This is a genomic window from Lentiprolixibacter sp. (assembly GCF_982873095.1).
This window is the reverse complement of the sequence record NZ_CEYNTP010000303.1, coordinates 1-2858: the sequence shown is the minus strand read 5'-3', so window position 1 is coordinate 2858 and position 2858 is coordinate 1. Positions and strand designations below refer to the sequence as shown.

The window sequence follows — 2858 nt, the reverse complement described above, 5'->3', positions numbered from 1 at the left end:
AAAGGTGACAAAGGTGATCAGGGTGACGTTGGGCCTGCCGGTGCAGATGGCGCTGTTGGACCGCAAGGGCCTGAAGGACCTCAGGGACCTAAAGGAGATAAAGGTGACACTGGTGATGTAGGACCTCAGGGACCTCAAGGAGAGCAAGGACCGAAAGGTGATAAAGGAGACACCGGTAATGTCGGACCTCAAGGCGAAACCGGACCTCAGGGACCTGCCGGTGCAGACGGTGCGGTTGGACCGCAAGGGCCTGAAGGGCCTCAGGGTCCAAAAGGTGACAAAGGGGATACTGGTGAAGTAGGACCTCAGGGTGAACAGGGACCTCAGGGTGAACAAGGACCTCAGGGTGAACAAGGAATCCAAGGACCTCAGGGTGAACAAGGAATCCAAGGACCAAAAGGCGATAAAGGAGACCAGGGTGAACAAGGCATACAAGGTCCGGAAGGACTGCAAGGGCCTGAAGGACCTCAAGGACCTCAAGGCGAAAATTTTGGATCTCAGGATCTGGTTCAAAATGGTGAACCAAGAACATATGACGTTAATAATCAGAGCCTTAGCTTTATTAATGGTCAAATTGGTTTTAATGAGGAATCGCCTACCTCAACTGTGGATATTGCCGGCACTGTGGCATTTCCAATCAGAATAGTAACATCAAATACAACACTGAATGAAAATGATTACACCATAGTAATGAAACAAAAAAACCTTACCATAACCCTACCTCCGGCATCATCCTGTCCGGGTAGGCTATATATCCTTAAAAACATAAGTTCCGGAAATAACAAAACATCAACTGATTACATCTGTAATAAGGGAATGTCAATGGATGATTTGAAAAAGAATAAAATCCTATGGCTACAGAGTGATGGTGAAGATTGGCAGCAAATTAATATACAGCATTAAATGAATCCAAGATATTGCATATTGATCCTGATGTGTTTTGGACAGTACGCGCTGTGCCAGTCGGGCATCCACAACTATGGTAATCTCCAACTGCACCAAAACGGATCCTTAGGATTTCATACGGATTTCGCGAACTATAGTGGCTTTGACAATAACCAGGGGCTTATCGGCTTCTATCACCCTACGGAAACCCTAGAGATCGGCGGGGCTTTTAGTCCGTCCTTTCACGAGCTTGAACTGGGCGTCGAAAATGGTCTAAACCTCGACATATCCATAGAAATAACTGAGGAATTAAATTTCATATATGGAGATATTCTAACCGACAAAAAACGCAAAAATATTGATGTAAAGTTCCTGGAAAAAAGTGGTTTTAATGGCGTTTCAGAACTTACAAAAATCAACGGCCGTGCCGCGGTAGACGGTCAAAAATCATTTGAGTTTCCAGTTGGAGATTCCGATATGCTCAGGCCGCTTACCATCCAATTCGTGGATGAGGTTTTCCTCGCTAAATGTGCTTATCATCTGGAAAATCCAGACAATCCCAAAAGTTTTGCCAGTTCATTCGATACCCGTAAAATAAACACGGAACTTTCTGCTATTTGTCCACAGGAATTTTGGAACCTTAATACTTCCGGGAGGGTTTTACTAAGCCTCAGCTGGAATGCCCAATCCAATATGGAATTTTATACAGATGATATTGAAAATATAACGGTTGCCGGCTGGTCCAAAGTCCGGAAAACCTGGGAAAATCTGGGAAATTCCAAACTAGAAGGGGATATGGGAGAAGGATCGGTCATGTCTCAGATCTTTAACGCCAATGACTATGAAATTTTCACTTTTGGATTTTTAAATGATTTTGATAAGGATGAACCGGGGAATTACGCCATTACTCCAAATGGTGATGGGATAAATGACAGTTTTGTCTTAAAGATCATCGAACAATCACCTAATAACGACTTACGAATTTTCAACCGAGCTGGACTACTGGTTTTTGCAAAGACGAATTACAAAAATGAATTTAAGGGGTACAGCAACCAAAATCCATTTCCGGATAAAGGCCCCTTACCAGAAGGCGTTTATTTTTATCTTTTGGACCTCAAGGATCTGAACAAACAATATCAGGGTTATTTCTACCTGCAGGCAGAATGATGGCCAGGAATTTCACCTTTTTTTCTTGTACTATGTAGGTCGATAAACTACCGAAAACTAAGGTGTTCGGCAGGTGATCTTGATTTCACAACACTTTCTGGCCACTTCACAACAAATTCGGGCACGCGCGATGTGTGAGCCTTAAATTTACCGTTGTTTAATAGCATTCGCCCAAATCCTAATGATATGAACTTTCGAAGATTGGCAGTTGTGCTGCTACTTCTCTGTGCCCAACTGGTCATCGGACAGGTTAAAATCGGGGCCAACCCCAACCGTATCGATGCGGCATCGATAATTGAGCTCGAAAGTACCACCAAAGCATTTGTACTTACCCGGGTTACCGATACCCAAATGCAAAGTATCCAACCCCTTAACGGGGCTTTGGTGTATAATACGGACTCTCAAAGCATTCACTACTATAATGGAACACAGTGGCTTTCCCTGGGAAATGGATCCGGGGGAGGTACATTTAGTTTCCAGGATAACGGCAATGGTACCTTTACCATTTTCTATTCTGATGGGACAAGTTTTACATCCCGTGACTTAACAGGACCTCCCGGCCCACAAGGACCCGCTGGTGCAGATGGTGTTGATGGTGCGCAAGGACCACAAGGACCGGCAGGACCAGAAGGACCACAGGGGCCACAAGGATTACCAGGAGCTGACGGAGCTGATGGCGCAGATGGTGCTGTTGGGCCACAAGGGCCACAAGGACCAGAAGGGCCACAAGGGCCGCAAGGATTACCAGGAGCTGATGGTGTTGATGGCGCTGTTGGGCCAGAAGGACCTCAGGGACCACAGGGACC

The 2858-nt window shown here is 45.5% G+C and carries 3 protein-coding genes; 2 read left to right on the top strand and 1 reads right to left on the bottom strand.

Annotation, left to right across the window (positions count from 1 at the left end; genetic code table 11):
• A partial coding sequence (locus AC4E7D_RS13555; protein ID WP_490174316.1) for a hypothetical protein occupies positions 1-480 on the bottom strand: 480 nt, incomplete at its 3' end.
• A gap of 423 nt (positions 481-903) precedes the next feature.
• Between AC4E7D_RS13555 and AC4E7D_RS13550 the strand changes: the two genes are divergently transcribed.
• Together AC4E7D_RS13550 and AC4E7D_RS13545 are read left to right on the top strand one after the other, a co-directional pair.
• Positions 904-2052 (top strand): T9SS type B sorting domain-containing protein, encoded by a 1149-nt coding sequence (locus AC4E7D_RS13550; protein WP_490174315.1) that lies wholly within the window; start codon positions 904-906, stop codon positions 2050-2052.
• Between the two features lie 186 nt (positions 2053-2238).
• A partial coding sequence (locus AC4E7D_RS13545; RefSeq protein WP_490174314.1) for a phage tail-like protein occupies positions 2239-2858 on the top strand: 620 nt, incomplete at its 3' end.

Coding starts and splice junctions, on each gene's coding strand:
- AC4E7D_RS13550 (WP_490174315.1), top strand. CDS start 904: ATGAATCCAAGATATTGCATATTGATCCTGATGTGTTTTGGACAGTAC.